General features: G+C 74.2%; 18 protein-coding genes and 1 pseudogene. 7 read left to right on the forward strand and 12 right to left on the reverse strand.

All coding sequences use genetic code 11. The features are described 5' to 3' along the window. Nucleotides 1-588: 588 nt before the first annotated feature. Nucleotides 589-1,227: a LuxR C-terminal-related transcriptional regulator gene (locus tag ACFVFR_RS10750; RefSeq protein WP_383699626.1), complete on the forward strand. Its 639-nt coding sequence runs from the start codon at nucleotides 589-591 to the stop codon at nucleotides 1,225-1,227. A 45-nt stretch (nucleotides 1,228-1,272) separates the two neighbouring features. Here ACFVFR_RS10750 and ACFVFR_RS10755 read toward each other — a convergent pair whose 3' ends face one another. The 3 genes from ACFVFR_RS10755 to ACFVFR_RS10765 are packed head-to-tail and all read right to left on the reverse strand — an operon-like array spanning nucleotide 1,273 to nucleotide 7,005. Beyond that, nucleotides 1,273-4,239 carry a Z1 domain-containing protein gene (locus tag ACFVFR_RS10755; protein WP_383699628.1) on the reverse strand — a complete coding sequence of 989 codons (2,967 nt, stop codon included), beginning with the start codon at nucleotides 4,237-4,239 and terminating at the stop codon, nucleotides 1,273-1,275. A 1-nt stretch (nucleotide 4,240) separates the two neighbouring features. Next, nucleotides 4,241-5,482, reverse strand: coding sequence for a PD-(D/E)XK motif protein (locus ACFVFR_RS10760; protein ID WP_383699630.1), 1,242 nt, complete (start codon nucleotides 5,480-5,482; stop codon nucleotides 4,241-4,243). Further along, nucleotides 5,479-7,005: an ATP-binding protein gene (locus ACFVFR_RS10765; protein ID WP_383699632.1), complete on the reverse strand. Its 1,527-nt coding sequence runs from the start codon at nucleotides 7,003-7,005 to the stop codon at nucleotides 5,479-5,481. Before ACFVFR_RS10765 ends, ACFVFR_RS10760 begins: the two co-directional genes overlap by 4 nt. Nucleotides 7,006-7,550: 545 nt before the next feature. Here ACFVFR_RS10765 and ACFVFR_RS10770 point away from each other — a divergent pair. Beyond that, nucleotides 7,551-8,081: a ricin-type beta-trefoil lectin domain protein gene (locus tag ACFVFR_RS10770; protein ID WP_383699634.1), complete on the forward strand. Its 531-nt coding sequence runs from the start codon at nucleotides 7,551-7,553 to the stop codon at nucleotides 8,079-8,081. A gap of 105 nt (nucleotides 8,082-8,186) precedes the next feature. Here the strand turns inward: ACFVFR_RS10770 and ACFVFR_RS10775 are convergent, their stop codons facing one another. Then, nucleotides 8,187-9,329: a LuxR C-terminal-related transcriptional regulator gene (locus ACFVFR_RS10775; protein WP_383699636.1), complete on the reverse strand. Its 1,143-nt coding sequence runs from the start codon at nucleotides 9,327-9,329 to the stop codon at nucleotides 8,187-8,189. Nucleotides 9,330-9,696: 367 nt separating this feature from the next. Between ACFVFR_RS10775 and ACFVFR_RS10780 the strand changes: the two genes are divergently transcribed. Next, entirely contained in the window at nucleotides 9,697-11,256 is a 1,560-nt protein-coding gene (locus ACFVFR_RS10780) for an FAD/NAD(P)-binding protein (protein ID WP_383699638.1), read from the forward strand. Nucleotides 11,257-11,298: 42 nt separating this feature from the next. Here the strand turns inward: ACFVFR_RS10780 and ACFVFR_RS10785 are convergent, their stop codons facing one another. Beyond that, complete coding sequence (locus tag ACFVFR_RS10785) at nucleotides 11,299-11,871, reverse strand: HD family hydrolase (RefSeq protein ID WP_383699640.1); 573 nt, start codon at nucleotides 11,869-11,871, stop codon at nucleotides 11,299-11,301. A gap of 158 nt (nucleotides 11,872-12,029) precedes the next feature. Between ACFVFR_RS10785 and ACFVFR_RS10790 the strand changes: the two genes are divergently transcribed. Next, a complete protein-coding gene (locus ACFVFR_RS10790) occupies nucleotides 12,030-13,217 on the forward strand; it encodes a helix-turn-helix domain-containing protein (protein ID WP_383699642.1) in 1,188 nt (395 codons plus the stop codon). A 149-nt stretch (nucleotides 13,218-13,366) separates the two neighbouring features. On the opposite strand, the gene ACFVFR_RS10795 is transcribed toward ACFVFR_RS10790, so the two are convergent. Together ACFVFR_RS10795 and ACFVFR_RS10800 are read right to left on the reverse strand one after the other, a co-directional pair. Further along, on the reverse strand, nucleotides 13,367-13,570 hold the full coding sequence (locus tag ACFVFR_RS10795; RefSeq protein WP_383699644.1) for a DUF397 domain-containing protein: 204 nt from the start codon (nucleotides 13,568-13,570) through the stop codon (nucleotides 13,367-13,369). After that, on the reverse strand, nucleotides 13,557-14,435 hold the full coding sequence (locus ACFVFR_RS10800) for a helix-turn-helix domain-containing protein (protein WP_383699686.1): 879 nt from the start codon (nucleotides 14,433-14,435) through the stop codon (nucleotides 13,557-13,559). The genes ACFVFR_RS10795 and ACFVFR_RS10800 overlap by 14 nt, the downstream gene beginning before the upstream one ends. 428 nt (nucleotides 14,436-14,863) lie before the next feature. Here ACFVFR_RS10800 and ACFVFR_RS10805 point away from each other — a divergent pair, with 428 nt between their 5' ends. Together ACFVFR_RS10805 and ACFVFR_RS10810 are read left to right on the forward strand one after the other, a co-directional pair. Then, entirely contained in the window at nucleotides 14,864-15,445 is a 582-nt protein-coding gene (locus ACFVFR_RS10805) for a hypothetical protein (RefSeq protein WP_383699646.1), read from the forward strand. Next, nucleotides 15,442-15,750, forward strand: a complete 309-nt coding sequence (locus ACFVFR_RS10810) for a hypothetical protein (RefSeq protein ID WP_383699648.1) — start codon at nucleotides 15,442-15,444, stop codon at nucleotides 15,748-15,750. Before ACFVFR_RS10805 ends, ACFVFR_RS10810 begins: the two co-directional genes overlap by 4 nt. 32 nt (nucleotides 15,751-15,782) lie before the next feature. On the opposite strand, the gene ACFVFR_RS10815 is transcribed toward ACFVFR_RS10810, so the two are convergent. The 3 genes and pseudogenes from ACFVFR_RS10815 to trmB all read right to left on the reverse strand — a co-directional run. Continuing rightward, nucleotides 15,783-16,394, reverse strand: coding sequence for a dihydrofolate reductase family protein (locus ACFVFR_RS10815; protein WP_383699650.1), 612 nt, complete (start codon nucleotides 16,392-16,394; stop codon nucleotides 15,783-15,785). Nucleotides 16,395-16,603: 209 nt separating this feature from the next. Further along, on the reverse strand, nucleotides 16,604-18,112 hold the full coding sequence (locus tag ACFVFR_RS10820; protein ID WP_383699652.1) for a PrsW family glutamic-type intramembrane protease: 1,509 nt from the start codon (nucleotides 18,110-18,112) through the stop codon (nucleotides 16,604-16,606). Between the two features lie 1,308 nt (nucleotides 18,113-19,420). Next, nucleotides 19,421-20,173: pseudogene (gene trmB / locus ACFVFR_RS10825) on the reverse strand (tRNA (guanosine(46)-N7)-methyltransferase TrmB); the annotation flags it as partial. 507 nt (nucleotides 20,174-20,680) lie between these two features. Between trmB and ACFVFR_RS10830 the strand changes: the two are divergent. Next, complete coding sequence (locus ACFVFR_RS10830) at nucleotides 20,681-20,935, forward strand: hypothetical protein (RefSeq protein WP_383699654.1); 255 nt, start codon at nucleotides 20,681-20,683, stop codon at nucleotides 20,933-20,935. An 877-nt stretch (nucleotides 20,936-21,812) separates the two neighbouring features. Here ACFVFR_RS10830 and lhgO read toward each other — a convergent pair. Beyond that, nucleotides 21,813-23,018 carry an L-2-hydroxyglutarate oxidase gene (gene lhgO / locus ACFVFR_RS10835; RefSeq protein ID WP_383699656.1) on the reverse strand — a complete coding sequence of 402 codons (1,206 nt, stop codon included), beginning with the start codon at nucleotides 23,016-23,018 and terminating at the stop codon, nucleotides 21,813-21,815. A gap of 375 nt (nucleotides 23,019-23,393) precedes the next feature. Next, complete coding sequence (locus tag ACFVFR_RS10840; RefSeq protein WP_383699658.1) at nucleotides 23,394-24,914, reverse strand: hypothetical protein; 1,521 nt, start codon at nucleotides 24,912-24,914, stop codon at nucleotides 23,394-23,396. Between the last annotated feature and the right edge of the window lie 816 nt (nucleotides 24,915-25,730).

The raw sequence follows: 25,730 nt of genomic DNA on the forward strand, positions 1-25,730 counted from the left end.
ACCCCCCCCCTGGGGGGGGGGCTGCCGGCGGCCTGGCCCTGCGCCCGCGGGGGGGCCGGGGGCGGGGGGGGGGCGGGGCGGGCGGGCGCGCGCCCGCCGCGCCGGCACGGCCCCGCCCAACCCCCCTCGCACGGACGGGCGGCCGGCACCCCCGGTGCCCAACTCGCGGCAATAATCCGGCAAAGAGAATACGCCGAACCCGACACCGGGGAAGCGGGCGCGGCGCACGCTCATATCTCCGTCATTGCGCCGGCATTACCTCTCGACGAACACGGCCCCGATAAGGGCAATGTGGATTGTGCTCGCCTCCGCATTCCGTACGCGCTACCCGCCTGCCACGACCGGAGTTCGCGTACGGGCACGAAGTCCCGTCAAGCGGGTGTGCTAAGTTCCGGCTACTCGATGGGACTGCCGATGGCCGGCGTTGATCGACGTCTGACCAACGTCGAACGGGCATTGAATGCTGACTTCCCGGAAGCGTCCGACTACGAATAGTGTGCGCTCGCCGGGCGATTTCGTCGGCTTGGCCGTCCCGTTCAGGCGCCTCGGCGGCGCGGCCGTCGACCTTGAATCCAGGCAGGGGAAGCCATGGGTCGCATTGTTCTCGTCATTAGTTCTCCCTCGTTGCACCGCCGTGTCGGCGACGCGCTGACCGCGCCCGGCTGGGGCGTCGCGTCGTGGACCAAGACCCAGCGTGGCCGGGTGGCGCCCGCCGTGGACGTGGCCGTCGTCGAATCCCGGGCACTCGCCGCCGAACCCTCCTTCGCCCGGCTCGGGATGCGGGTGATCGCGCTGGTCAACGGCGTGAGCGACCCGTTCTGGCGCTCGCCCCAACGACAGTCGGTGGCCGGCGTCGTGGACCGGCACGACCCCGACCACGGCTATGTGTCCGCGGTGCGCGAGGTGCTCAGCGGGCGCGGCTGGATCTCCCCGGAGCTGGTGCCCTGCGTGCTCGCGGGCCCGACCGCCGGGTCACGGCCGGCGGCCCCGCAGCCGCCCGCCTCCGGCCGCCTCACCGGCCGCGAGGAGGACGTGGCGCTGCTCGTCGCGGAGGGCCTGTCCAACCCGGAGATCGCCGACCGGCTGAGCGTCGAACTGAGCACCGTGAAGTTCCACGTCTCCAACGTGCTGCGCAAGCTGGGCTGCCGCAGCCGCGCCCAACTGGCCGGCGTCTTCCACGCGTACGAGCGCACCGCGCGCGTCGGATCGGCGGGCCCGCCGAGGTAGCGGGCCGGGCCCCGGCCGGCCGGGCGCCCCCGGCGGGCCGGCGGCTCAGCGCTCGGCCGGGGCGGACAGCACGTCCACGATGGGGGCGTCCCGCAGGGCAGAGATCTTTGCGCGAAAGTGCACGAGTCGCCGCTTGGTGTCGATCGCGCTGCGGGGCGGCAGCAGCGCGAAGGCCATGATCACCCGGGTGGCGTCGGCCACGCCGTCGGTGATCGCGTCGCGCACCGGGCGCTCGCCGGTGATGTCGAGCACCGGGTAGAGCAGGGCCACCCCCTGGCGCGGGGCCACCAGCGCGCCCGGCTGGCCCGCCTCGGCGATCAGCCGCTCGGCCGCCACCCGGTGCTCGAAGCCGGTGACGCGGCTGAACGCGTCCCGGAAGGGGGCCTTGCTGCGCTGGGCCAGCGACAGCGGCGGCGAGCCGTCGATCGTGGCCCACAGCCGGTCCTTGGCCACCAACTGCGGCGCCACCAGCAGCCAGTCGTCCACCCGCGCGAGCCGGCCGTCCAACTGCTGCAGATACGTCAGGTGCGGCTGGAACAGGTCGGGCCGGCTCCACTCCAGCTCCTCCAGGACGCCCACCAGCCGCGCGTGCGGGACCACCGTCGTCCGGGCCGGGAAGCGGCGCACCAGCGCGCTGGAGGCGTCCGGCGGGTTGGTGAACTGCTGGTCCGCGCCGCCCAGCTCGGCCAGCAGCGACTTCCAGCGCCCGACGTTGCGCCGCACGGCGGCGGGCTGGCCCGCGTAGGCGGCCGGCTCGATCCAGGTGCCCGGCGAGCGGATCTCGATCAGCTCGGCGTTGTACATCTTGTTGGCGCTGGTGGGCTTGAGCCACGGCAGGTGCTGCGCCACCAGCGGCGGTACCTGCGCGGGCGTGACCTGCGGCCGCCCGTCGATCAGCGGCGCGTACCGGTTGAGCTCGGCGCGGAAGCTCTCCTCGTCGCGGCAGACCGCCTCGAACGCGTCGTACAGGTCGATCTCCCTGCGCCCGGACGCCTCGCCCCGGCTGATGTACAGCCGCACCAGGTCGCGGTAGCCCTTGCGGAAGCCGAACCAACGGCCCATCTGCATCAGCGTGTCGGCCTGTGTGGTGGTGCGCCGGTAGTAGGAGATCGTCAGGCCCTCGACGGTGAAGCCACGGGACAGCTTGGCGCCGCCGACCAGGATCTTCCACAGCGACCGCTTGTCGAAGTCGGCCGTGCCCTGCTCGATGTCCTTGTCGCTGTTGACCACCAGGACGGGGTTCTCGTCGCCGCCGATACGGATACAGGCCGCGCCGACGTGCGCGGCCACCTCCGCGAAGCTGGCCGGCGTCGCGTACCCGTCACAGCGGGCGGCGCTGACCGGCGCGAAGTCCGTCTCGAAGAGCGTCCGCAGCCGGGCGTGCCCGCTCGGGCCCATGTAGCCGGCCGAGTCCCACAGCTGGGTCAGCCGCTCGGCCAGCGCGCGGTGGTCGGCGGTGCGTACCGACTCGTGGACCAGCATCGTGTGGTGCGGGTAGCGCACGCCGCGTGGGTCGTGCCGCTCCCGGTAGAGCTTGACGGCCGCCGACAGCACGAAGGCGTCCAGGGCCTGTTGGAGCGAGGCGGTGTCGGCCTCGCCCGTGCTGGGCGGGATATCGCGCACATGGGCCTTGCCCTGCGAATTGGCGTACGTGCGCTCGTGCCACGGAATTCCCGAATCGAGGTCGTGGAAGGCCCGAATGCCCATGTATCCGGCGGGCGCGGGCAGCGAGACGATGAAGTCCTTCGGGAAGATGTCGGCCGTATCGCTGGGGTCGATGAAGACATTGGCGAACGGCGTCGCCGTGTACCCGACGTACTGGGAACGCGGCAACAGCGCCAGCAGGCTGGACACCAGGCCGTTGATGGCGGTGCGTTCGGCCTTGCCCTCGCGGAGTTTGCGCGGGTCGGAGGTGTTGACCGACGCCTGGTCGGATTCGTCGTCGATGATGATGACGGGAATCTCGTTCAGTGGCGTGCGGATCTTCTTCAGGTCCTTGAGGAGTTTCGTCAGGACGGTCTTGTTCTTCTTCACCACCATCAACCGGGCCGCGCTCCGGTGCAGGTTGCGCGGGTCGTGTAAGGGCAGCGCGGGTTCCTGCTTCTCGAATTCGAGGGCGGTGATGCCCTGGAGGAGGCGTTTGTAGTCGTTGTCGCGGGTCGTCATCCGCATGATGTCGAAGGCGCCGAGCACCGACGGCAGCCCGCCGTGGGCCAGGAACCCCTCCCGGTGCCACTCGGGGTCGTCCGCGTAGTCCGACTCGCTCTCGTCGCCGCCGCGCAGGATGTTCTCCCGGCCCACCAGCTCCATGTCCAGCCGGCGTTGGGTCTGTTGGCGCAGCAGGTTCAGGGTGCCGGCCAGCACGATCACCAGCCGGTAGCCGGAGTCGATGGCCTTGGCGATCACGCCGGTGAAGTTGGCCGTCTTGCCCGACTGCACGTGCCCCACCACCAGCCCCTTGGACTGGTACGCGGTGGCCGTGGCCGGGTTCGCCAGCCGCTCCACCACCCGGTCGGTGGCCTCGTCCAACGCGGCCAGCGCCTCCGCGTTCCATCCCTTGCGCTCCAGCACCCGCTCGTACGCCGGCCAGTACCAGTGCCGGCTCTGCTGGGCGGCCGGTGTGTACCAGGGCGTGAACTCGGTGCTGATGACGGTGGGCGCGTCCGCCACCGCCACCGGCACCAGCTCGGTGAGCGCCTTGCGCGTCCGCTCGTCCAGCGCGAGCTGGGCGTAGACGTCCGCGCGGCGCGCGTCCGTGCAGGCCGGGGCGGCCGACCAGGCCGGCGCCTGGGCGAAGTCCCAGGCGGTGACCGCGCGCCGCCACAGCTCCACCAGCGGGTGGCCCGCGTACCCGGCCAGCAGCCGGTCCCGGAACCCCGCCTCGGTGGTGTCCGGCTCGCCCTCCACCCCCCGCGCCCAGTAGTCCAGCCCCCCGGCCAGCGGCTGCGGGCCGGCCTGGCGCAGCGCGGCGAGGACGATGGTGTGCAGGCGCAGCGTGGGGTCGTCGCTCATGTCAGACGCTCCGGGTGGTGCGGGCTGAGGGGGCGCTCGTGGGCGCGGGCCCGGTCGGGGCGAGGCCCGTACGCGTGCGGCCGGGCGCGGGGCCCGGCGTGCTCGCGGGCGCGGGCCCGGTCGGGGGAGTGCCGGGGCCCGGGGCGGCGGCGCCGGGGCTCGGGGTGCCGTCGGGTGGTGTGGCGGGGGCCTTCGCGGGGTGCCCACCGGCCGGGGCCCGCCGCCCGGCGCCGGCCGGCGGGTGGCTCTCGGCGGGCAGCCGCAGCTCCGCCGGCGCGTCGGCCGCGTCCGTCAGGCCCGTCAGGTCGATGCCGTAGGTCAGGCCCACGATCCGCTGCCGGGCCTCGTCGGACAGCGCGGCCAGCACGTCCGGACCCAGCCGTGGCACCCGCGCGTCGCCGGCGCTCAGCACCAGCGGCTCGGTCCGCAGCGACCACCGCTCCGGGTCGGGCGCCGTCGCCAGCGGGCCCAGCCACTCGCACCGGCCCAGCAGCTCCGTCAGCCGGGGGGTGAGGTCCGGCGCGTGCTCGGCGACCTCCTCGCGGACCCGACGTACCCGCTCGCTCAGCGTCTCGCCGGCCGAACCGCCCCGGGTGAACTGGAGGGAGAGCAGCCACAGCGGCCGGCCGCCGGTCGGCACGAGCTGTGTGGTGCCCCGCACGCTGTGCAGCCGGCGTTCGCTGGCCGTGCTCTTGACCTCGACATCGTGGTCGGGCAGTCCGAAGTCGTGCTCCTCGCTGTCCGGCCCGCGCCACGAGGTGAGCGCCACCGGCCAACCGAAGCGGCTCGCGAACCACTCCAGCGCGTACAGCTCGCCCAGCAGCCCGACGCGCTTCTCCTCGCTGACGCCCCGGGTGCGCGCGAGCAGCTCCGTCCACGAGGCCAGCGTCTCGGTGAACGCCCGCGCCGGGCTGTGCCCCTCGCGGCGGACCCGGTCGGCCACGCCCGTGAGCAGGTCGTGGAAGTCGCGGAACAGGGCCCGCTCGGCGGTCGCGATCTCCAGCATGCGCTGGCCCCGCGCCGCCACGGGCCGTACGACCACCGCCGTCAGACCCGACAGCGGCACCCGGTCGGCCGGGTCGAGCGCGATGCGCAGCCCGGTACGCGCCCCGTACGCGTCCACGAAGAACTCGATGCGCGGCTCGCCCGCCAGCGGGATGACGGTCGGGGTGCCGTCGTCCACGTATCCGGCCACCGTGGGCCACTCGACGTGCGGGGTGCCGGCCGGTGGGCCGCCGGTCACTGTTCGTCCATGCGGTCCAGCTCGGTGCGCGCGGCGGAGAGCAGGATGGACTGCCAGAGCTGGAGGTTGTCCTTCTCCCGCGAGCCGCTGTACTCCTTCTCGAAGACCTGGTGCAGCAGCAGGTAGACCAGCGACTTGACCATGGGCGCGTCGTTGAGCCCGCCGCGCCGCCCGCCCAGCAGCGCGGGCCGGTACGTCTTGTTCAGCAGGATCGCCCGCTCCTCGCGGTCGACCGCGAAGAACACGTCGCTGCCCAGCTTCTCCCAGCGGATCGCGATCGGCTCCTCGCCGGGGATCAGCGGCAACTCCTCCTCGACGGTCCGCTTGACCTCGGCGGCCAGGCCCTTGCCGGGCCCGATGACCGGCTTGCGGTCCACCCCGGCCCGCTTGCGCGCCTCGCGGTAGGTGGCCTCCGCCGCGTCCAGGTACTCCTTGAACGCGTAACCCGACGCGTCGCGCGCCTCGTTGAGCGCCACCGCGAACGCCGGGGACGCCTCGACACCGGCCTTCTTGACCGTCAGCCGGAACGCGTCGCCACCGTCCGGCGGCAGCTCCACCGCGACCCGGGCCAGCGCCAGGTGCGGGTCGGGCTGCCGGAAGCCGTTCCAGCCACCGGCCTGCACGAGCCGGTCGTTGCGGTAGAAGTAGAAGCCCTGCTTGTCCAGGACGGTGCCCACCGCCCGGTACTCGTCCAGGTTCGACTTCGGCGTCCACACGTGCCCGGCCAGCGGTACGCCACCAGCCCCCTCGACGTCGGCGGTAAACACCTTCGGGAAGCCCGCCGCGCCGGTGACCGGGTAGCCGAACGGGTCCAGCGACTCCACGCCGAAGTCCATGTACACCGTGCTGGTCCGCACGTCCTCGACGGCGATGGTGATGTTGAAGTCGGGCCGGGCCAGGAACCGGTGCAGGTAGAGCCCCAGGTGCAGGCCGAGCTTGGGGATCATCCGGGTCAGGTAGCGGTCGGTCTGCCCGCCGCCGCCGTGCTTGGGGAAGTCCCGTACGCCGTCCCAGCGCACGATGGTGCCGTGCCAGGTGATGGGCCGGTCGTAGTAGCGGTCCATCAGCTCCTGCGCGTAGCCCGGCTCCACGATGTCGCACTGGAAGCTCTCCTTGGCCTGCGCGGTCACCCACCGCCGGCCGGCCGCGCGGCTGCGCTTGGTCTTGCTGATCACCGACACCGAGTCGGCGTGGCTGAGCGAGGCGGCCTTCAGTCCCGTACCGAAGATGCCGAGTGACCTCTCGCCGTACTCGCGCCGCCCGCCGACCGTCATCGCGACGTCGAGGGCCTCCTCGTCCATGCCGCGCCCGTCGTCCACGACGAGCAGGCTCACCAGCTCGTCGCCGTCGCGTAAGACGTGGATCACCACGTCCTTGGCGCCCGCGTCGATCGAGTTGTCGATGAGGTCGGCCAACGCCACCTCGAATCCGTAACCCTGGCTGCTCAACGCGTCCATGTACCGGGGGTCCGGCGGAAGCCGCTTGCTGCCGGTGGTGGGTACCTCAAAGTGCCAGTCGCTCATGGCCTACCTGCCTCGGAAACACTGCTCGCAACGTTCCCCGCCCCGACGGAGGCGGTGGGGGGTAGGCGCACGTCGGAGGGTCTCTGGGATCGAGCTGATCGTACCCGGGCACGTCGCCGAACAGGGAGAAGTCGGCAGAAGTCAGTTGCCCCGTCAACGGAGTTCGGCACGGGGTGCCCTTCGGGCGGGGGCGGGGTGTGCTCCGGGCCGGGTGTGAGGGGTGCCCGTCGGGCGGGCGTGGGGGCGCCCTTCGGGGGAGGGGGAGCGGTCGTGCGGCGGCGGGGGGAGGGGAGTTGGCGGTGGCACGCGGTGCCGTGCGGAGGGTCCGGGGTGGGCGTGCGCACGTGTGGCGTACGAGGTGGCCCGCCGCCGGGGGCCACCGGGCGGCGTGGCGGCACCTCGCGCCGCGCCCGAGCCCGTCCGCGTGAGGTGGCCGGGAGGTGGGGATTCATCTCAACGTCGTTATCACCCGGGTCTGTTGGCCGGGGCCCGCCGTCGTGCTCCGGCCGCCGTCGACCTGTCGATCGGGAAGGGACACACACCCCGTGGCTCACACGTTCCGCAAGCTCCTCGTCCCGGCGTTGCTCGCGCTCGCCACCCCCACGCTGCCCTCGGCCGCCGCGCCCGCCGCCGCGGCCACAACGCTCGCTCAGACCCCGCCCGCCGCACCCGCCCAGACCCCGGCCGGCGGGACCCCGCGCGCGGGCACCACCTGCCTGGCGCACGACTATCCGCGTACGCGCATCGTCAACGTGGAACCCTGCAACGCTTTTGACCCGCAGCACCGTTGGACCTCCAACGGCGCCTTACTCCCCGCCGCCTCGCACTCCAACATGTGCCTGACCAGCGACTATCCGAGAACCCGGATAGTGAACGTGGAGTCGTGCGACGCCTCGTCGTCCCGGCAGAGATGGGCGCTCAACGGCGAGTCGCTCTCCCAGGTGGGCCACCCCGGTATCTGTCTGGCCACCGACTACCCGAGAACCCGGATCGTCAACGTCGAGTCGTGCGACGCCTCCTCCCCGCGCCAGCGCTGGACCGTCCAGGGGCAGCAGATCTCCCTGAGCGTGCTGTGACCGGCTGACCCGTAGGCGGGGCCGCTGTCGGGAAGGGCGCCGCCGCGCGAGGGGCGTGGCGGCGCTCGTACGGGGGCCGGCGTCCGGTCGGAGGGGTGCCCGCGTTCAGACGGCGCGGGCCCAGGCGGGCGGCTGCCCCGGGCGGTGGAGGTCGGCCGGTTCGGGGAGCGCGGGCCAGTAGTGGTCGGTGAACAGGCGGGCGACCAGCGCGCCCCGGCTGGTGACACCGGCCTTCGCGAACACCGTCTTGAGGTGGTCGCGCACCGTGTGCGGCGAGATGAACAGCGTCGTGGCGATCTCGGCGGTGGCCATCCCCCGCGCGGTGAGCTGCGTGATCTCCAGCTCCCGCGAGGTCAGGCCGTACGCCTCGGCGACCAGCACCGCCAGATCGGCGGGCGTCGCCGGCTCGATGACCAGCGCCACCGGCCCCGGCCCGCCGCCCGCGCCGGTCAGGCACGAGGCGTGGCAGGTCAGCCAGCGGCCGTCGACCGTCCGGAGGCGTACGCGGGCGTTGCCCCGGGCCCGGCCCTCGGCGACGGCACGCGCCTGGAGTGCCGCGCCCATCACCCAGATCGGCAGTTCCAGCCCGAGCGGCGTCGGGAACGCGGGCCCCGCGGGCAGCCGCGCGAGATGGTCGCGCGCCTCGTCGTTGACGGAGGTGGCCTCGCCGTCCGCGTCGAAGAGGATCAGCCCCGGCGCTGGCGGGTCGGTGCCGCGCGCGGTCGCGGCCGGCTGGGCGAACGTCCGCAGTCGCTCGGCCAGCGGCTGGGACAGTCCGGCCAGCAGCGCCGTCTCACGCGGGCCGAACGCCTCGGCGGTCCGGAACAGGCTCAGCAGCCCCCACGGCCGTGCGCCGATCCGGAACACGGCCCGCAGTTCGTCGTGTACGCCCTGGTCGCGCAGCAGCCGGCGGAACCGTGAGCTGCGGGCCGGCAGGTCACCGGTGGCCGCGCGCAACCCGGCGGCCGGTACGGCGGCGTGGGCCAGTTCGCGGAACGGCAGGATGTCCTCCTCCAGGAGTTCGCTGCGCCAGTAGGCCGCGCAGCCCTCGCCCGAGCCCATGTTCTCCACCAGCATCGGCGCGGTGATCAGCCCCGTCTCCGGGTCGGCGGCGGTCCACACGGCCGAGTCGAACGGCACCAGCCGCCGCAGTGTGCCCGAGGCGCGACGGAAGAGGTCCAGCGCGTCGGTGGCCTGGTCAGCGGCCACGAGCACCGGTCGGTAGCGGTCACTCACCCGTGTCCCCATAGCTGGTCCCCCGTCTCCTCGTCGGCCTCGCGGCCCTGCGGCTTCGTGCCCCTCGTGGCCCTCACCCCGTCCGCCCCACGCCCCCCAGCCTGCCCCGCCGCCCGACCGAACAGAACCCCTCATCCGAGGGGGTCACCGCCCCCCAAGCCCCCGAAAGCGGGGGATGGGGCGGCCCGCCGACAGCCGGCAGGGTCGGTGCTGTCCGCAGCCACCGAACGAGCGCGGCGGACCAGCCCGCCGAACAAGTGGGGCGGATGTGCGGGACGGACGCGTACGGCGGTCGTGCGCGCCGGACGAGCGGGGCCACCGAGTGCGGCGCCCGTGCGCGGCGAACAAGCACAGCGAACGAGTACCGGAGGGAAAGACCATGGACATAGCGATCGTCGGAGGAGGCCCGGCGGCCGTCAGCCTGCTGGACGCGCTCGCCTTTGCCCAGGGGGGCGAGGGTGGCGCGGACGGCGCCACGCGGGGTGGCGCCGGGAGCGGCGGGGCGGCTGGGCCCACCGGGCGCGGCCCCGTCACGGCGGGTGGGCCCGCCACCGGCACGCCGGGTTCGCCCGGCCCCGGCAGACCGGGCGAGCCCGGCACCATCACCGTCTTCGAACCGTCGCCCCACCTGTGGCGGGGCCGCCCGTACGGTCCGGACCTGGCGGCGGTGCTGGTCAACACGCCGCCCGCGCTCATGTCGGTCCGAGCCGGCGACCGCGACCACTTCGCGGCCTGGCTCGGGGAACGTGGCGCCGAGCACACCGACCCGCTCTTCGGCCAACCCCTGGTGCCCCGCGCCCTGTACGGCGACTACCTGGCCCACAGCGCCGAGCGGGCCGTGGCCGCGCTGGCCGAACAGGGCCGGCCGGTACGCGTCGTGCCGGCCCGCGTGGTGGGCGTCACCGTCGGCGCGGGCGGGCGGTTGGTGTCGCGGACGGACGACGGGCAGGAGTACGCGGCCGACCGGGTAGCGCTGTGCGTGGGCGGAGGCACGCCCCCCGACCCGTACGAACTGAGCGGTACGCCGGGCTTCACGGCCGACCCGTACCCGCTCGCCGACTCGCTCGACGCCGTCGGTACGGGCGAGGACGTGACGGTCCTCGGCAGTGGACTGACCGCCGTGGACGTCGTCGTGGCGCTCGCCGCGCGCGGCTACCAGGGCCGGATCTCGCTCCTGTCGCGCGGCGGGGTGCTCCCGTACGTCTGGCAGCGCCCGACCGGCCACCAACCCACCCACGTCACCGTGGAACGGGTGACGCGCGCGCACCGCGAACGGGGTCAGCTCGCGCTGAGCGACCTGGTCGACCTGTTGCGCGCGGAACTGGCCGACGCGGGCGAGGACGTCGACGCCCTGACGGCCCAGCTCAGCGCGACGCGCACGGCCGACCCGGTGCGGCGGCTACGGGAACAGCTCGCCGAGGTGGACGACCCCCGCATCGGCCGCCGCGTCCTCCAGCAGACGGCCCACACCGTCGGCCCGCACGCCTGGCGCCTGCTACGCGAACCCGACCGCGCGTGGCTACGGCGCCACCACCGCACGGCCGTCAGCGTCGCCTCCCCGATGGTCCCGGTCAACGCGTCCGTCCTGATGCGCCTCCTGGATTCCGGCCAGCTCACCATCGCCTCCGGCGTCCGCTCCGTCGAGCCGGCCAACGGAGGCTTCCGCATCCGCGACGCCGACGGCGAGCGCACCACGAGTGCCCTGGTCAATGCGGTGAACGCGGCCACCCAGGCCGCCCCCGACCCGACCCGCCCCCTGATCCACTCCCTCACCACCACCGGCCTGGCCACCCCCCACCCCGCCGGCGGCCTCCTCCCCACCGACCCCCGCCTGCACGTGATCGGCGACCTGTCCGGCGGCGGCCCGTTCCTCACCTCCAGCGTCGCGGGCGTCGCCCCCCAGGCAAGCCGCGCGGCGGCGGCGTTGGGGAGGGGGTAGGGGGCGGGGCGCCGCGCGAGGGGGCGCGGGGCGCCGGCGCGGCTACCGCAGGTACGTGCGCTGCCACTCGGCCGAGGACATGTCCTGCGCGGCGTCGGCCAGTTCGATGGCGGACGCGGTCCTGAGCTTCGTCCGGGTGTTGTCGACCCATTCCCGCGCGTTGCGGTAGCCCTGTTCCAGGTATTCGAGTCCCTGGATCATGCACTCCAGCGCGTCGGCGTCGTGCGCGACGAGGACCTCGACGGAGTCGCCGTTCTCGTACTCGTCCACCACGGCCTGAATCCCCGCCGCGACCACCGGGTGCGCGTCGGCGACCTGGTCACGGGTGACGTCCTCGTTGCTGGCCGCCGTCAGATAACGCCGCCCGATCCAGGTGATGTCACCGACGCGCGTCTCCTGCGTGTCGTGAAAGGTGCACAGCAACGCGACCCTGCCCGGGTCGGCCCCCTCCATCATCGCCAACACCGCCCCGATGACGGCCACGCGAAACGAGTGCTCCGCGATGGTCTCCGGATCCCTGACCCCCGCGATCCACCACCCGGAGCGCTTCCCGCGCTTCAACGCGCCCATCTCCATCAGATAGCCAACGGTCCCCTTGGCCTGCTGATCAGACATGCGATGCCCTTTCCGGAGCACGCGGACATGTGGGTCGTGACGGTAGCAGGGGGGGCAACACCCTGCACTTACAACCGAGTTGGCTGTCTGAACGCACCGCGCCCGCCGCCCCCGTGCGGGAGTACCGTGCGCGGAAGCAGCACAGAACGGGAGTCACCATGCCCGACCCCAGCGACAGCATCGGCGCGCGCGTGCGGGAGTTCCGCCTCATCCGCGACTACTCCGTCCAGGAGCTGGGCCGCCAGTCCCACGTGTCGGCGAGCCAGCTCTGCCGTATCGAGAACGGGGACCGGTACCCGAGCGAGCCCATCCTCGCCGCCGTCGCCCGTGCGCTCGGCGTCAGCGTCTCCGTGCTGCGCGGCCAGCCCTATGTCCAGGCGCTGCAACGCGACCGCCTCGACGCCCTGCTCACGCCGGTCAGCACCGCGTTCGACGACTGGGACCTGTCACCCGCCGACGCGCCGCCCCCGCGCTCGCTCGCAGCGCTGGAGGCGGAGACGGGGGAGCTGGTCGGGCTGCGCGTGCAGGCCGAGTTCACGGGGCTCGCCGAACGCCTTCCGGGGCTGGTCAGCGAGGTCTCCCTCGCGACTCAGCTCCAGCCCGTGGGGCGCGGGCAGGAGCGTGCCTTCGCGCTCCAGGCCGAGGTCGCGCGCACGGCGGCCATCGTCGCCTACCGGCTGGGTTACATGGACCTGGCGCGCCTGGCGCTGGCCCGCATGGCCGCCGCCGCCCCGCACTCCGGCGATCCTCGCCAGGTCGCGATCGAGCGCTACGAGCGCGCCCAGATGGCGGCGGACAGCTCGCGGCTGGACCGTGGCGTCTCGCTCATGCGTCACGCCCTGCGCGACCTGGACGACGACGGAGCCCGCGCCACCCGAGCCGTACGCGGAACGCTCCAGCTCAGGGCCGCCGTCCTGGCGGCACGCAACGGCGACGGCTCGACGGCGGGCGACTGGCTGGGCGAGGCGACCGAGTTGGCCGGGACGACCGGTGAAACGCGGGACTACGCGCTCGCGTTCGGCCCCCTCAACGTCCGCTTGCACCAGATCGCCGCCGCCGGCGACCAGGACGACCACGCCACGGCGCTGGCCTACGCCCAGGGCGTCCGCCTACCGAAGGGCTATGCCCCGACGCGGGCGGCGCACTACTGGATCGACCGCGCCCGCGCGGAAGCGTGGACCGCTCGACGTACGGCCGCTCTCGACTCGCTGCACGCGGCGCGCACGGCCTCGCCGCAGCTCACGCGCTACCACCACTCGGTACACGAGACCGTGGCAACCCTGCTGGGGGCGCGCCAACGCGCGGAGGAGCCGCTTCGTAGGTTCGCCGAGTGGTGCGGCGTCTAGGGCCGAAGTGGTCGCACCGGAGCGGTGCGGGCGGGGCGGCGAGGTCAGAGGGTGCGGCATTGCGGCTCCCTGAGAGGGGACGGGGCATCGAGGGCGAGCCTTCCCCGCCGCCGAGACGTGGAGGCGGGGAAGGCTCTGCACCCAGATGGCTAGGGCTGGAACTCTCCCGCAGCCACATCGTTCACGAACGCGCGCCACTCGTCGTGCGAGACCACCAGCGTGCCACCGCAGGGGTTCTTGCTGTCGCGCATGGCGACCGTGCTCTCGTTGATCGCCACCTCCACGCACTCGGCTTGGCCGTTGCTGTGGCTGGACTTGAACCAGTCGGATTTCGTCAGATCAGTCCTGCTCATGTCTCCCTGCCAGATCGTCGATAAGGCGTCGTGACGCCTGCTCATCAAGTGATCGATACCAGATGCCTTCGAACGCGCTCTCGTAGCTCTGCACCTCAGCGGGCTTATCGAGGTACAGACTCCCGGTGAAGCCGTCCGAGTAGACGGTGGTGGGTTCAGTCGCGGTGCCGTCTCCCGTAGTGGGGAATCGCAGGAGAACGAACGGCCCTGTGACGACGCCGGGGTGTAGCCCAGTGCTCAGCGGTGCAACGCGGATGGCGATGTTGGGTGCCTCCGACGCTGCGGCAAGTCGGTGTAGCTGTTCCCTCATCTCAGCCCACTCGCCGACGGGACGGCGCAGGACTGGCTCCCCTAGCACCAGACGCAGCGTTGGTGGGTCGGTAACTCGGGTGAGCAGCGCCTGTCGTTCGAGCCGTAACCGCACTCGTTGTTCGACCTCGTCCTCACTGGCGTCTGGGTTGTGCGCTCGAATGACAGTCCGGGCGTACCCCCCGGTCTGGAGCAAGCCAGGCACCAGATCGCTTTGGTACGAGTCGAGGCTTGACGCGGCTTCCTCCAAGCCGATGTAGACATCGAATCCTTCGGGGATGACCTCGCCGTATGCATGCCACCAACCACGGGCCTTTGTTTCTCGTGCCAGACCCATGAGTGCTTCCGTGAGCTTCGGTGTAGCTCCGTAGACGCGGCACATCGCCTCGACGTCGAGACTGCGCAGGGACGTCTGCCCCGTTTCGATCCTCCACATCTTGGCTTCGGACCACTCAAGGTTGCGCGCGGCTGCGCGCACGGTCATCCGTGCTCGACCTCGCAAGTCGCGTAGATGTCTGCCGAGTTGACGTCGCGGCACCGTCGAGCCAGTCGTCATCCCCTGCTCCCCTCTGGCACTCATTATGAAGGACTCCGCGCACTCGACTTGAAATTCTCGATGCGCCATATTCGCAATAGTCTCTGCTTTTTTGGTGTCTCGCAGGGAATTCCCCGAAGTGAAGTCTTGCAGAATCCCTTACGGCACGGCAGGGTTGAGTTACTGAGCGTGGCGACGTCAACACGTTCTGGTTGACGCTGTGTTACGCCCTGTCGTGCGGACGTCTGGTGTTGGTCGGGCAGCGCTCAATTCAAGGAACCCAACTCTCGGTAATGGAGGCTCGGCGTGCCTGAAACTCCTCACGCCCGGACTGCGCCCGGTGGCCGTGCTTGGCCGTCACGGAAACACCGCACGCGGTGTCCGTTCACCCGCGCTGTCCCGCTCGCGTCCGTCGGCGACGTGCCGCTGTCTGTTGCCAGGGGGTGCCCGTGACCTCCCTGGCCTGGGTCCCACCGGCAGGTGAGAGCCTGATGTTGCTGCGGGCCGGCTACCAGTGGGACGCCGTGCGGACGTCCACCGTCATCGCCGAGGCGGCGTTCGAGATCCTGGACGGGACCGAGAACTGCGCCGCCATCGTGGATGCGCGGGCCGGCTGGGTGTACTGGCTGGTGCCGGTCGGTCAGACGGCTGGGTTCGCGCACTGGGAGCGGTTGAACCGGCACGTCACGACGATCACCGCGAGCTGCGGCACGCACTTCGTCGGCGTGCCGCCCGCGCACCGGCACGCCGGGCCCGGGCCGCACTGGCGGATCACGGGGGAGTGGTCGGGGCGGTACCTGGCCCAGCCGTACTACCTGGGTGCCGTGCTGACGTCCGCCGTCTTCTTCACGTACGGGCCCGGCGCGTTGCCCGCCCAGTGCGCGCTGTGCGAGCGCGAGTTGGAGCCGGCGCACGCGGTGACCGTCCACGCGCGCCGCGTGCCCGCCGACCCCGCGCCCCGGCCGCTGCGCGTCCACCCCGCCTGCGCCCGTACCGCCCGGGTCCGCGCCGGGCAGGAGGCGGCGACGTGAACCACCACGCCCGGCGGCCCGACCGCCACCACCGTCGCCGGCACCGCTACGTCGAGATGACTCTGGCGCCCGACCCGGAGGCCGCCCCGTACACCGTCCGGTCCGCGTGCCTCACCTGCGGGGAGCGTTCGCCCCTCCCCGAGTCGACCGAGACCATCTCCGGCCAGCACCACCAGGCCCAACGCTGGTGCACGAGCCACGCCGCCGCCGATCACCCCGACGGCCGCCATCTGCGCTACACGGCGACCGTCACCCTGCGCTGGCACGTCACGCCCGCCGAGGACATCGGGCCCACCGCGCCGTGAGCGGCGGGCCCGAGGTGGGGGCGGACCGGGGGTTACGCCCCGCCGCCGTACGTGCCGTGGTCGGGCAGGCCCGTGGTCTCGTAGGTGTGGAGGGCCAGGCCGGCGGGGGTGGTCTCGTGGTGGACCAGGCGCAGGCCGGTGGGGGCGCCGTCGACGGGGAACAGGCGGCGGCCCTGACCCACCACCACCGGCGCGATCGCCAAGCGGAGCGTGTCGACCAGGCCGGCGGCCAGCAGCGACTGGGCCAGGCGGGCGCTGCCGTGGATCTGGAGTTCGCGGCCGGGGCGCCGCTTCAGCTCGGCCACCTGGGCGGGGATGTCGCCGGACAGCAGCGTGGTCGCGTTCCAGTCGGCCCGGGTCAGGGTCTGGGAGGCGACGTACTTGGGAAGGCCGTTCAGGATGGCGGCGTTGGGGTGGTCGGTCATCTTCGGCCAGTCGCGCGCGAAGTTCTCGTACGTACGACGGCCGAACAGGAACGCGTCGGCCTCGGCGAGCCAGCCGCTCGCCAGGCGCTCGAACTCCTCGTCCAGGTGCGGGACGAACCACCCGCCCTGGGTGAACCCGTCGCTGGTGTCCTCGTCCGGGGCCCCCGGGCCCTGGGAGACACCGTCGAGCGTCAGAAACTCCTGCACAACCAGCTTCATCGAGCATCACCCTTTTTCGCCGCTACGTCCGATACGGCCTCTTCGGCGGGGGAACGAGGCACGGACCCCCTCACCGTAGACGCCGTGCGCGCCCGATCACCTGAGTTCGCGGGCCGTGCGTCGGTGTGCGTCGCCGCGACCCGCCGTACGTCAGGGGGTGGCCGCCCGGTGTCGCCGACCGCGACGGTGGGCGGGCCCGCCCCGGTGCGTTACGGCCGGCCCGGCGGCTGTGCCCCGTGACCGGGGTGGCCGCCGGGGCCCGCGCCGGGCGGGTGGCTCTGGGCCGGCCAGGGGGCGGGCTGGTGGTGGGGCGGCTGCCAGCGGCCGGGGGCGGGCGCGGGGGTCCAGCCGCCCGTGGGGGGCTGTGGCCAGGGCGTGCCGTAGCCCCTGCCGTACCCGGGGCCCGCCGTCGGGGCGGGGGCGCCGTACGCGTGACCCGGTGGCGTCGCGTACCCCGGCGCTCCGTAGCTCGGCGGTGGCGCGTATCCGAGCGGTGGCGCGTACCCGGGGGCCGGGTAGCCGCCCCGCGCGTACCCGGGGGGTGGGGCGAGGGCCCACGGGGGCGGCGGGAGGGAGAGGGCCGCGTGGGCCAGGGCCGGCTGGGCCAGGTCGCGGCGCTGCCACAGACGCTGGAGGAGGTCGCGTTCCCGGGCGACGAAGTCGGGGCCGGCGGTGCCCCGGTAGGCGCGGTCGCGCAGGAACGCGAGCGAGGTGGCGGACGCGATGTAGTCGGCCACGGACCGGGCCGCCGCCGGGCCGCGCGTGCGGCGGGCGAGGTCGCGCGCTATGGCGCGGGCCCGCATCGAGGACAGCGCGACCGGCTCGGGCGGCGTCAGCCAGCCGGCCGCCTGGTACGCCGGGAGCTGGGCGCGGATGACGCGCAGCTCCTTGCCGCGCGACCAGATCGTGAACCAGGTCAGCAGCGCGAACAGCGGCACCATGCACAGCCCGTACACGGCCAGGAACCCGTACCCGCCCATGGACGCCGAGCCGTTCCACGCGCCGTGCAGCACCATCGAGGCCAGCAGCCCGGCGATCGGGATGAGCACGCGGCGGGTGCGCTGGTGCGGCGGGCGGGCGGCGGCGATGCCGAAGCAGATGCCGGTCACGGCGGTGAACAGCGGGTGCGCGAACGGGGACATCACGGCCCGGATGAAGAACGTCGCGGCCGTCGTGGACTGGAGCCCGGAGTAGCCGAACTCCTGGTCGCTGACGAAGGCGTTCCCCAGGTAGAGGATGTTCTCCGTGAACGCGAAGCCGGTCGCGGTGATGCCGGCTATCACCACTCCGTCGACCACGCCGTGGAAGTCGCGCCGCCGGTAGAGGTAGAGCAGCAGGACGGCGGCGGCCTTGGCGGACTCCTCGACCACGGGCGCGACCAGCGTCGCGCCCCAGGTGTCCCGGTCGGCCGAGGACGACTCGACGACCGTGGTCATGAGCCAGTCGGTGGCCAGTCCGTTGGCCAGCAACGCGACCAGCGTGGCCGCGCACGAGCCCCAGGCGAACGCGAAGAGGAGGTTGCGCCAGGGTTTGGGCTCCACACCGTCGGCCCAGCGGAACGCCGCGATCAGCAGCGGCACGGGCAGGATCGCGAGCCCGAGGCCCACCAGGAAGCCCTTGGTGCCCGTCTGCTCCCGGACCAGCGCCAGGATGACCAGGCCGGACAGGGCCAGCAGCAGGATCAGCGCGGCGGCGCGCAGCGGCCGGCTGTCGCGCATCCGCTCCCACCGCTCCCGACCGCCGGCCCACGCGCGCCGCCATCGCCCGGCGTGCGCGTCCGACCCCGCCTCCAGCCCCGGGCCCGGCTCCCCGCCCGGCCCGGGGCCCGCGCCGAGACCCGCCCCGTACGGCAGCGGCCCGGGTGCGTACGACCCCGGCTCCCCTCCCCGGGGCGGCGGCCGGTCGCCGTGGGCCGGCGGCGCGGGCGCGTACGGCGGCGGCGCGGGCGCGAGCGCCACCGTCGTGGGTGTGGGTGTGGGTGTCTGTGCGGGCGGGGGCGTGGTGGGAGGTGCGGGAGTGTGCCCCGGGGGCGGGGTGGCGGCGGGGTACGTCGGCCCTGGTGTGGCGGCCTTTGGCCGCGCGACCCGGGGGGTGAGCTGACGGGCGGCGGGCGACTCCGCCTCGGCGGGTGGCGGGCCGGCCGGCTGGGCGGCGGGTCGCGCGTCGGCGGGCCGGGGCGCGGGTTCCGTATGGGCCGACCGCGTCTCGGGCCCTCCGGCGCCCGGCTCCGCACCGTTCGACCGCGCGCCGCCCGACGTCGTGGCGTCCGGCTCCGAACCGGCCGGTCGCGTTCCGCTCGGGCCCGCCGTGACGGTCGGGCCCGCTGTGACGGTCGGGCCCGCTGTGACGGTCGGGGCCGCCGTGACGGTCGGGACGGTGGTCGGGGCCGGCGTCCCGGCAGCCGGCTCCTCGCCGCGAGGCGTCTGGTCACCCGCCTGCACGCCGTCCGGCTCCGAGCCGTTCGACCGCGCGCCGTCCGGCGTCGTGGCGTCCGGCGTCCTACCGCCCGGCTCCGTACCGCCCGGCGTCGTGTCCGGCTGGCCGGTGGGTGGCTGGGGTGTGGTGGGTGCGGGGGGTGTGGGTGAGGGACGGGTGGGCTCGGGCCGCGGCGCCTCGCTCTCCTCCCGCTGGGCGGGTGGGTCGGTCGGCGGCGGGCCTGGCCGCTGCTTCTCGTCGCTCACCCCTCCCGGCGGGGCCGCGGTCGGGGGGTGACCCGTGCGGTCCGGTGAGGCGGGGTGGTGCGGGGACGAGGACTCGTGCACTCGGCGACCCTAACGAAGGGGGCAGTGGTGGCTCTCCGGATTATGCCCGGCCCCTCACGGTCGTGCGGGGTCGTCTCCGGCGTCGGTGTGAACAGGCCGCGCACACCCGCTCGCGCGCCGTGGCTCGGCGCCATCGGCGGGGGGAAGTCCCACGTCGGACGCGCTGGGCCCGGCTTCCGTGGCGGCGTGCCCGGCGTGCGGGGGGCGCGCCCCGGAGCGCGCGGGGTGTGCCCCGGTGGTCTCGGTGACCGGTACGCCGGGGGTCCGCCGAAACAGCAGGTCACGCACCGGGTGTCCCTTGTCGATGCCCTGGCCCTCGAACTTGGTCAGCGGCCGGAAGTCGGGCCGGGGCGCGAAGCCCCCGTCGGCCTGGGTGTTCTCGAAGTACGGGCTGGCGGTGAGGACCTCCAGCATCTGCTCCGCGTACGGCTCCCAGTCGGTCGCGCAGTGCAGCACCGCGCCGGGCGCCAGCCGCGACGCGGCGAGCGTGAGGAACTCCGGCTGGATCAGCCGCCGCTTGTGGTGCCGCTTCTTTGGCCACGGGTCGGGGAAGTACACGCGCAGCCCGGCCAGCGCCTCGGGGGCGATCATCTCGCGGAGCAGGATGATCGCGTCGCCGTTGGCCACCCGGACGTTGGTCAGGCCCGCGCGCTCGACGAGGGCGAGCAGGTTGCCCTGGCCCGGGGTGTGCACGTCGGCGGCCAGGATGCCCGTACCGGGGTCGGCCTCCGCCATCCGCGCGGTGGCCTCGCCCATGCCGAACCCGATCTCCAGGACCACCGGCAGCTCGCGATCACCGAAGAGTTCGCCCAGGTCAAGCGGGTGCAGCCCGTCGATGTCGAGGCCCCAGCGAGACCACAGCCGGCGCAGCGCCCCGCCCTGGCCCGGCGTCACCCGACCTCGGCGCGGCCGGAACGAGCGGATGCGGCGCTCGTGGTGCGACCCGGCCGGATCGATGGCCGGACCGTCGGGAAACCGTGGCACCCGCGAGGCATCCGGTACGCCCGGTGCGGACATGCCGTCGGGGGCGGACGCACCGCCCGGTGGGTGCGCGCTCCCGGTGGTGTGCGGGGGGCGCGGGGCGGGCTGCTGGGAGGCGGTGTGGTTCTCGGACACAGTGGGTTCGATTCTACGGGCCACGCCGTGCGGCTCACGGGCCACGTCGTACGGCCCCCCACCGGCCCCCGTCACCCACTCCGGCCCGGTCGTCCCGTGTCCCGCCGCCGGTCCCGTCGGTTCCGCGCTGGCCGCTGGCCGCTGGCCGCTGGCCGCTGGCCGCTGGCCGCTGGCCGCTGGCCGCTGGCCGCTGGCCGCTGGCCGTCGGCCCCGGCCCGTACGCGCCGCTCGAACCGGGTCGCGCACGTCGTCCCGGACCATCCGTGCGGGGCCGCGTCACACGCGCGACACAGGAAATCCATGGGGCACCTGTGACAAATGTGGCCTCATGAGGCGAACATAGAGCAGCACTTGTCAGGAACATGTGCGACAGCGGGCGGACAGGAAGCGAGCGTACGGGGGCGAGCGATGGTCTGGGAGCAGCTTGACGCGCCGGGAGAAGGCGGACGCGGGGCGCTGTGGTTCAGCCCGCCCCCCGAGCGCCGGCCGCTGCCCGCGCTGCTGCCGCCCCAGCCGCGCTGGACCCGCCTGCTCACCGGGCTGATCACCGGAGCCGTCGCCACCCTGCTGCTCTTCGCGGCGGGCAACGCCTCCGGCGAGGAGCGCGAGGCACGGGCCCCACGGGTGGGTGGCGGCCACGCCCACCACACCCCGAACCGCTGACCCCGGGCCCCGGCCCCCGCCCCGAGCCCCGGGTCCGAGCCCGAGCCGGTGACCCTCGGCCTTTGGGCCCGAGCCGGTGACCCCGAGCCCGAGCCGCTGGCCCTCGGCCTTTGGGCCCGAGCCGGTGACCCCGAGTCGGTGACCCCGGGCCTGAGCCGCTGACCCCTCGGCCTTTGGGCCCGAGCCGCTGCCTCTCGGCTCCCGCCCCCGTCCCCGAGCTCTGACGCGTGACCCCGGCCGCCACCGCGCCGGCCTCCACTCCGCACGCGAAGCCCGCACGCCCCACGCGGGGGTCCCCCTTACCCGCCTGGCCGTCGCCCCCTCCGTGACTGTCGGCCCCGGCCCGGCCCGTGCGTCAGCAACGCCCGTCACGCCGGCGATGTCCGTTCGCAACCGTCGTCCGTCCCTCCGCCTGGCCGGTAGGAAGCCGCCGCCCGCCCGGCCCGCAAGGAGCCCAGGTCCGCAGGCAACCCCAGTCGGCGGGGGACCCCAGCCCGCGTGGAGCGCCCGCCCGTACGGAACCCCTGCCCGCAGGGAGCGCCCGCCCGCAGGAGCCAGCCCCACCCCGGTGGAAACCCCCGTCCGTACGAGGGCCCCGGCCGCCCGCCCGGTCCGGCCCGTACATGAGGTGTCCGCACAGCCGCGTCGTCCGCACGCGACCCCCGCCGTGCACGCCCTTGCCGTACGCGCCCTCGCCGTACGCGGCCCTCCGCCGTACGTGGCGCCCCAGGCGCGGTGCCTCCGGGCACGGGCGTCCCGTACGCACCCGTGTGGGGCGGGCGCCCCGCCAGGGGGGGCTTCGGGGGCGCGCCCGGGCCGGGGCGCCGTCGCCTGGGCGTGCCGGGCGCCCGGTCGGAGCGCGCCGGGCGAGGCGCGCCTAGAGCTGGCGTAGGGCCCGGCGGGCCACCTCGCGGCCGATGGCCAGGGAGGCCGTCGCCGCGGGGGAGGGCGCGTTGAGCACGTGCACCATGCGGGGGGACTCCTTGAAGAGGAAGTCGTCGACCAGGGTGCCGTCGGGCAGCAGGGCCTGAGCGCGCACGCCGGCCGGGGCGGGTATCAGGTCGTCGGTGGTGATGTCGGGCAGCAGGCGGCGCACCGCGCGGGTGAAGGCGCGGCGGGACAGCGAGCGGTGCAACTCGCCCATGCCGTACCGCCAGTGGCGGCGGGCTATCCGCCAGGAGCCCGGGTAGGCCAGTGTGCCGGCCAGCTCGCCGGGGCGCACGGTCAGCCAGCCGTACCCCTCGCGGGCCAACGCGGGCACCGCGTTCGGGCCGACGTGGACGCCGCCGTCGATGCCACGGGTCAGGTGGACGCCGAGGAAGGGGAAGGCGGGGTCGGGCACGGGGTAGACCAGGCCGCGCACCAGGTGCGCGCGGGCCGGCCGCAGCTCGTAGTACTCGCCCCGGAAGGGGATGATCCGCATGCCCGGGTCGTCGCCGGCCAGCCGCGCGACGCGGTCGCTGTGCAGTCCGGCGCAGTTGACCAGGGCCCGCGCGCGCAGCACCTCGCCGGCGGTGGTGCGGACCGCGACGGCGGAGGCGCGCCGCCCGATGACCTCGACCCGCGCCCCGTACCGCACCGAGGTCCCCGCGTCCTGGGCGAGCCGGGCGAGCTGGGTGGAGACGGCGCCGAAGTCACAGATGCCCGTCGTGCCCACGTGCAGCGCCGCCCGGCCCCGCACCCGCGGCTCGTACGCGGCTATCTGGGCCGGGCCCAGCTCGCGTACCGGGATGCCGTGCTGGCGGGCGCGCTGGGCCAGGGAGTGCAGGCGCGGCAGCTCGGAGACCTCCGTGGCGACGATCAGCTTGCCGGTGACCTCGTGCGCGATGTCGTGCTCCGCGCAGAACTTCACCATCTCCGCCGAACCCTGCACGGCGAACGCGGCCTTGAGCGAACCGGGCGGGTAGTAGATGCCGCTGTGGATGACGCCGCTGTTGTGACCGGTCTGGTGGCGGGCCGGGCCCTGCTCCTTCTCCAGCACGACGACCCGGGTCCCCGGCGCGGCGCGCGTGATCGCGTACGCCGTCGACAGACCGACGATGCCGCCCCCGATCACCAGCACCTCAGCGTCGTACCTCACCACGTCACCTCCCCGACGCTCCCGATCGTCGCCCTCCGCACCCGGCTCCCGCGCGCCGCCCAGGCCGCGCAAACCGGGGCATCCGCACTAGCGCGGCGCAAAACACCGCCGCGATTACCGCCCACCTCACCGACGCTCACCATCATGACCTGCGCCACTGACAACCGGCCGAAACCAAAGCGGCGCCCCGGTTCCGACCAGGTGTGCGAAAGGCGACGCGGCCGTGACGGCGTCGTGTCCCCGCACGCGCCTCAGCCCGCGTCCGCTCGGGCGGCGGCGCGGGCCGGGGCGGGCCCGCCACCGGGCCCGGCGCGCGCGGCGTCGGAGGCCGGCGGCGGGCCGGTCGGTCGGGGGCCTGGCGTACGGCCGGGCCGGGAGTCACGCCGGGGCGACCAGCAGGGGCCGCGCCCGCTCGCGTAGCTCCACGACCCGCGGCTCGTCGCCGTACGGTTCGAGCCGGTGCAGCAGGTCCCGGACGTACTCCGTGGTGCGGGCCGAGGAGATGCGGCCGGCGACCTCCACCGCGCGGGTGCCCGCCGCGCAGGCCGCGTCCAGATTGCCGGACTCCAGTTCGGCGACGGCCGAGACCACGAGCCGCAGCCCGTGCGAGCGCACGAACTCCTCGGTCGGGCAGGCCAGCGCGCGCTCGGTGAAGCGGCGCACCTGGCGGGGCAGCTTCAGGTCCCGGTAGCACTCGGCGGCGTCCGCCGCGAACCGCTCGTAGGAGTAGAAGTCCAGCCAGGAGGGGTCCGGGTCGCCCTGGCGCGAACGCTCCAACCACCCCTCCGAGGCCCGCAGCGCCGCCCCGCACGCCGGCCCGTCGCCCGCCTTGGCCTGGGCGCGGGCCTCCACCAGCCGGAAGAAGCTCATGGTGCGCGCCGTCGCCAGGCCACGGTTGCGCTCCAGCGCGGCCTGGGCCAGGTCCACGCCCTCGTCGGCGAAGCCCCGGTAGGTGGCCTGGAGGCTCATCGAGGCGAGCACGTACCCGCCCAGCGGAACGTCGGCCGCGCCGCGCGCCAGCCGCAGCGCCTGGATGTAGTAGCGCTGCGCCGCCTCCTGTTGGCCGGTGTCGAACGCCATCCAGCCGGCCAGCCGGGTCAGCTCGGCCGCGGCGCCGAACAGCGCGCGGCCCACCTCGTCGCTGTACGCGCCGAGCAGCAGCGGCGCCGCGTCCACCCGCAGGCACTCGGGCACCATCGAGGAGCGCCAGTCACCGCCGCCGTACTTGGAGTCCCAGCGGCGGGCGTCCTCGGCGGCCTCGCGCAGCTTGCGCACGTCGCTGTGGCCCACCCGCTGCGGCGTGCCGTCCTGGGCGGGCGCGCCGTTCTGGTGCTGCTGCGCGGGCGGCGGCTGCTGGCGCGGCGCGGACGGGGGGTGGGGCTGGTGGCGCGGTGCGGGCTGGTGCGGGTGCTGGTGGGCGGTCGGCTCGCGCGCGACGGAGCTGTCGGCGGGGGATATCAACCAGCGCGAGGCGGGCGTGGCGTACGCCGTGACGGCGAACGATCCGGCCAGGCTCTGCCAGATGCCCCCGCCTCCGCGCCGGCCGGCGAGATCCAGCCGGTACAGATCGGTCGCCGAACGCACCGCCTGGCCGATATCGCGCGGGAAGGCGAGGCCCACCTCAGGCGCGGGATCGGCGTCCGCGAGGCCGATCTCGTGCAGCGGCACGGGGCGCCCGAGCTTGCTCGCGATGGCCGCGGCGATCAGGTGCGGGGCGGCGCCCTGCGGCACCATGCCCTTCGACACCCAGCGGGCCACCGATGTCTTGTCGTAGCGAAGAGTCAAGCCCCGTTGCGCGCCGAGGTCGTTGACCCGGCGCGCGAGCCCGGCATTGCTGATTCCCGCGAGGGCGAGAACGGTGCCGAGCTTCTCGTTCGGCCCGCGTAGCTCCCTGGACATGCGCACCCCTCGACAGCACCGACGGCCGCCCCGGCATAGGCGCGGGGCATTCGTAAACCCAGCGTAGTTCGCCGCATCCCGACCGTTAAGAGGCGAGGTCCCGGATGGCGGGATTGTGGTCCGTTACGGGGTGCGAGGCGTGGCGTGTGCTCCTGGCACGTGTGGCCGTGCGCCCGGCCGTGCGCTCTGCCCGCTCCTGGGTGGGAGCGCTTCTCTTGGGGTGCGTGGGTCGGTCCGCCGCGCTCCGGTTCGGCGGACTGTGGGGACACCGTCGCCTCATTCCCCGCGGGTGGCGGAGCGGTCCGGGAGGCGCGCCGCGTCTCTCGGACCGCAGAGGCGGCCCCCGTACCGGCCCCGCCGGCCCCGCCGCACCGACGGGCCCGCCCGGCACCGGAGGAGACATCCCCGACGGCCGCGCGGAGTTTGGCCGGTTATCAACTCCGCGGCCCAGGCCCGACCGGATCGACGCGCGAGGCCGTCCGAAGGTTCCGCTTCCGCGCCGCCCCCGGCCGACCCGGCGCCGGTCAGGCGCACGGCGGGGGCCGGTCGCCGGCACTCCGCACCGGGCCCGCGCGGTGGCCTGCGCGCCGTGCGCGGCGCGCCCCGGCGGCGCCCGGGCGCCGATGCCCCGGGACCGGCGGCCGGAGTCCGGTCGCCCCGTGAGCGCCGCCCGCGCCCCCACGGCGCCCGGGGAGCCACGCCGGCCCCGCGCCCGGTCGCCGAGCCGGGCACCGGGGCGCACGCGACGGCACGCGCCCCCTGGGCGGCGGCCCGGTACCGCGCTCCGCCGGTACCCCGGGGCCCCCGCGCGGTCCC

Origin of the sequence: Streptomyces sp. NPDC057702 (assembly GCF_042799315.1) — a bacterium.
Lineage (GTDB): Bacteria > Actinomycetota > Actinomycetes > Streptomycetales > Streptomycetaceae > Streptomyces.

What these genes read in the sequence shown, in the direction of transcription:
- ACFVFR_RS10750 (WP_383699626.1), top strand. Translation starts at nt 589, where the DNA reads ATGGGTCGCATTGTTCTCGTCATTAGTTCTCCCTCGTTGCACCGCCGT.
- ACFVFR_RS10755 (WP_383699628.1), bottom strand. Translation starts at nt 4,239, where the DNA reads ATGAGCGACGACCCCACGCTGCGCCTGCACACCATCGTCCTCGCCGCG.
- ACFVFR_RS10765 (WP_383699632.1), bottom strand. Translation starts at nt 7,005, where the DNA reads ATGAGCGACTGGCACTTTGAGGTACCCACCACCGGCAGCAAGCGGCTT.
- ACFVFR_RS10775 (WP_383699636.1), bottom strand. Translation starts at nt 9,329, where the DNA reads ATGGGGACACGGGTGAGTGACCGCTACCGACCGGTGCTCGTGGCCGCT.
- ACFVFR_RS10780 (WP_383699638.1), top strand. Translation starts at nt 9,697, where the DNA reads ATGGACATAGCGATCGTCGGAGGAGGCCCGGCGGCCGTCAGCCTGCTG.
- ACFVFR_RS10785 (WP_383699640.1), bottom strand. Translation starts at nt 11,871, where the DNA reads ATGTCTGATCAGCAGGCCAAGGGGACCGTTGGCTATCTGATGGAGATG.
- ACFVFR_RS10790 (WP_383699642.1), top strand. Translation starts at nt 12,030, where the DNA reads ATGCCCGACCCCAGCGACAGCATCGGCGCGCGCGTGCGGGAGTTCCGC.
- ACFVFR_RS10795 (WP_383699644.1), bottom strand. Translation starts at nt 13,570, where the DNA reads ATGAGCAGGACTGATCTGACGAAATCCGACTGGTTCAAGTCCAGCCAC.
- ACFVFR_RS10800 (WP_383699686.1), bottom strand. Translation starts at nt 14,435, where the DNA reads ATGACGACTGGCTCGACGGTGCCGCGACGTCAACTCGGCAGACATCTA.
- ACFVFR_RS10815 (WP_383699650.1), bottom strand. Translation starts at nt 16,394, where the DNA reads ATGAAGCTGGTTGTGCAGGAGTTTCTGACGCTCGACGGTGTCTCCCAG.
- ACFVFR_RS10820 (WP_383699652.1), bottom strand. Translation starts at nt 18,112, where the DNA reads ATGCGCGACAGCCGGCCGCTGCGCGCCGCCGCGCTGATCCTGCTGCTG.
- ACFVFR_RS10830 (WP_383699654.1), top strand. Translation starts at nt 20,681, where the DNA reads ATGGTCTGGGAGCAGCTTGACGCGCCGGGAGAAGGCGGACGCGGGGCG.
- ACFVFR_RS10840 (WP_383699658.1), bottom strand. Translation starts at nt 24,914, where the DNA reads ATGTCCAGGGAGCTACGCGGGCCGAACGAGAAGCTCGGCACCGTTCTC.